This window comes from bacterium, assembly GCA_021372775.1.
Taxonomy (GTDB): domain Bacteria; phylum Acidobacteriota; class Polarisedimenticolia; order J045; family J045; genus JAJFTU01.
In genome coordinates this window covers 1-3,183 of sequence record JAJFTU010000040.1, presented here as the reverse complement: position 1 = coordinate 3,183, position 3,183 = coordinate 1, and the positions used below count along the sequence as shown (strand labels likewise).

The window sequence follows — 3,183 nt, the reverse complement described above, 5'->3', positions numbered from 1 at the left end:
GCGCCCCAGCCCTTGGCGTGGACCACCCGCTCCGGAATCCGCTCGCGGTTCTGGTGGGCCAGTTTCTCGAGCAGGTGGTAGTCCTGCAGCAGCGCCGGCCCCCGCGGCCCGGCGGTGAGCGTGTTCTGATTGTCCGCGACGGGGGCGCCGGCGGTCGTGGTGAGCGTCTTCCTCTTCGTGGGCTCCGTCATGGCTCGTCTCCGGGGAGACGCGGCGCCGCGCCCCGCCGACCGTCGGACGGGGCCGCGCCGCGCGCACCGCTGGAATCTCCGTCGAATCGGCCGCGGCGGCGCGGGACCTGTTCTTCGATCCCGCGAATCCGGCGAACGGCGCCGACGCCTCGTGAAAGGCGCCGGCGCGCGTGGTAAAACCAGTCCGTCAAGAGCCACCCGACGCGCGATGGCGGCGAGGCCAACGGCCCGCCGTAGCGCGTTCCCGGTGGCCGTTCCCTGCGACCGCGAGCCATCGGGCCGAACACGGTCGCTCGGGAGCGGCGGCATGGCTCGCGGCAAGTCCGACTATCTCAAGGAGCGGATTCAACACATCGACATCAAGGCGTTCGACGCCCGCCCGGTCGTGCAGGCGATGGGCAAGATGGCGTTCGAGGCGCGCAACCTCCACCGCGCGGCGGAGATTTACGAGGCGATGCTCCGCGAGCCGGACGGGGCGGTGATCCTCTGCCTCGCCGGCTCGCTCGTCTCGGCGGGGCTGAAGCGGCTCTTCGCGGACCTGATCCGGAACTGCATGGCGGACGTCGTCGTCTCCACGGGGGCCAACCTCGTGGACCAAGACTTCTTCGAGGGACTCGGCTTCAGGCACTACATCGGCACGCCGCGGGTCGACGACCAGGAGCTGCGGCGGCTGGGGATCGACCGGATCTACGACACGTTCATCGACGAGGACGAACTGCGGGTCTGCGACATGGAGGTCGCGAAGCTCGCCGCGGAGCTGGCGCCGCGGCCGTACTCGTCGCGGGAGTTCCTCGCGGCGATGGGGCGCCGCCTCGCCGCGCGGGGCGACGGGGAGGACGGCATTCTGCTCGCCGCGCGGGAGATGGGCGTGCCCGTCTTCTGCCCCGCATTCAGCGACTGCTCGGCCGGGTTCGGCCTCGTCCATCACCAGTGGGAGCGGCGCGGCGAGCCGCACGTCTCGATCGACAGCGCGCGCGACTTTCTGGAACTCACGGAGATCAAGATGGCGGCGCGCGAAACCGGCCTGCTGATGATCGGCGGCGGCGCCCCGAAGAACTTCGCGCAGGACACGGTCGTCGCGTCCGAAATGCTCGGCGACCCCGCGCCGATGCACAAGTACGCCGTGCAGCTCACCGTCGCCGACCAGCGCGACGGGGCGCTGAGCGGCTCCACTCTGCGCGAGGCCTGCTCGTGGGGAAAGGTGGACACGGCGTTCGAGCAGATGGTCTTCGGCGAGGCGACCACGACGCTGCCGCTCCTCGCCTCGGCCGTCTACCACGGCGGCGCCTGGCGCGGCCGCCGTCCTCGCCGCTTCGCGGAGCGCTTCCCTGCCTGAGGTCGCGGCCTCGCTCGCGTCGGGCCGGCGCCCCCCGGGGGGCCGGCCCTTCGCTTCGGTCCGGACGGCGCGGGGCGTCGAACCGCGACGACTCTGCCCGCGGCGCCGCCCGCGCGGCGAGTCCCGCCGGCCTGCCGCATCCGCGGCGGACAAACCGACGCGAAGTGGCTACGATTCAGTCGATCCGCGATCGGCGCCGGGATGGCGGAATTGGCAGACGCTGGGGACTTAAAATCCTCTGCCGAGAGGCGTCCGGGTTCGAGCCCCGGTCCCGGCACACCAAGGCCCGCGGCGCGTCGGGGGGCGCGCTATTGGCGGGGCGCGCCGTTCCCGCGGCGGGCGAAGTCGACGAAGCCGCGGTCCACGTCGGTGCCGAGGAGTTCGACGACGACGCGGTCGCCGACGTCGAGGCCTTGGAAGCCGCGGACGAGACGTCCTTCGACCGGCGGGTGGAAGATCCGCACCCACGTGCCCTTGTCGGCGGCGCCGGTGACGATCCCCTCGAAGCGCTCGCCGATCCGCGATTCGAGCAGGAGCGCCGCCGCGGCCTTCCGCACCTGGCGCTCGACCTTGGCCGCGTTCCCTTCCTGCAGCGTGCAGTGGAGCGCGATCTCCTCGAGCGCGTCGGGGCTGTAGGGGGCGCCGTCGCCGGCGAGCGCGGCCTTGATCAGCCGCTGCGTCGCGAGGTCGGCGAAGCGGCGGTTCGGGGCGGTCGAGTGGGTGTAGTCGTGGACCGCGAGGCCGAAGTGCCCGGGCGTCGCGCCGCCGGGCCGCTCGACCTGATACTCGCCGCGTCCGATCAGCTTGACGATCGCCAGCGAAAGGTCGGGGAAGCGCACGGGGTCCGCCTCGCGCCGCTTGGCGAGGAACGCCTCGAGCGCGGCGGCGTCGGGCGCCGCGGGGAGCGTCTCTCCGTACCCCGCCGCGAGGCGCACGATTCGTTCCCAGCGCTCGGGCGAGCGGAGCGCGCGGCGCAGCGAGGGGAAGCCGCGCGCCTCGAGGAAGCGCGCCGCGACGCCGTTGGCCGCGATCATCAGGTCCTCGATCAGCTCCTTCGCCCGGTTCTTCTCCTCGAGCCGCAGATCGGCGATCGCGTCTCCCTCGAAGACGGCGTGGGGCTCGATCGTCTCGAGACTGAGCGCGCCGTGGCGGTGGCGCACGGTGCGCAGCGCCTGCGCGACGGCGTCCTGCAGGCGGAGCTGCTCGGCGACGCCGGGCACGGCGGCGACCCGCGCCGGGGCGGGCCCTTGCCCGTCCAACCACGCGGCGACGCTGTTGTAGGCGAGCTTGGCGTGGTTGCGGACCTGCGCGAGGTAGACGTCGGTGCGCGGGAGCGCGCCGTCCGGCGCCGCGAGCATCTCGACGACGATCGCCGGCCGCTCCGCGTCCTCGCCGAGCGAGGTGCGGTCGGTCGAGAGCAGCTCCGGGAGCATCGGGAAGATCTCGGCCGCGGTGTAGACGGAGGTCGTGTTGTGCCGCGCGTGGCCGTCGGTCGCCGAGTCCTTGGCGACGAGCGCGTCCACGTCGGCGATCGCCACCAGCAGCCGCACGACGCCGCCCTCCGCCGGCTCGGCGAACGAAAGCTGATCGAGGTCGCGCGAGTCGTCGTTGTCGATCGAAACCCAGAGAAGGTCGCGCAGGTCGCGGACCGCGATC

General features: G+C 72.7%; 3 protein-coding genes and 1 tRNA gene. 2 read left to right on the top strand and 2 right to left on the bottom strand.

Annotated elements, in window-relative coordinates; genetic code table 11:
• On the bottom strand, window positions 1–191 hold a 191-nt coding region (locus LLG88_01670), incomplete at its 3' end, for a catalase (GenBank protein ID MCE5245615.1).
• A 307-nt stretch (window positions 192–498) separates the two neighbouring features.
• Between LLG88_01670 and LLG88_01665 the strand changes: the two genes are divergently transcribed.
• Both LLG88_01665 and LLG88_01660 read left to right on the top strand, forming a co-directional pair.
• Complete coding sequence (locus tag LLG88_01665; protein MCE5245614.1) at window positions 499–1,527, top strand: deoxyhypusine synthase; 1,029 nt, start codon at window positions 499–501, stop codon at window positions 1,525–1,527.
• Window positions 1,528–1,722: 195 nt separating this feature from the next.
• A tRNA-Leu gene (locus LLG88_01660) sits at window positions 1,723–1,804 on the top strand.
• Window positions 1,805–1,835: 31 nt separating this feature from the next.
• On the opposite strand, the gene LLG88_01655 is transcribed toward LLG88_01660, so the two are convergent.
• A partial coding sequence (locus tag LLG88_01655) for an RNB domain-containing ribonuclease (protein MCE5245613.1) occupies window positions 1,836–3,183 on the bottom strand: 1,348 nt, incomplete at its 5' end.

What these genes read in the sequence shown, in the direction of transcription:
- LLG88_01665 (MCE5245614.1), top strand. Translation starts at nt 499, where the DNA reads ATGGCTCGCGGCAAGTCCGACTATCTCAAGGAGCGGATTCAACACATC.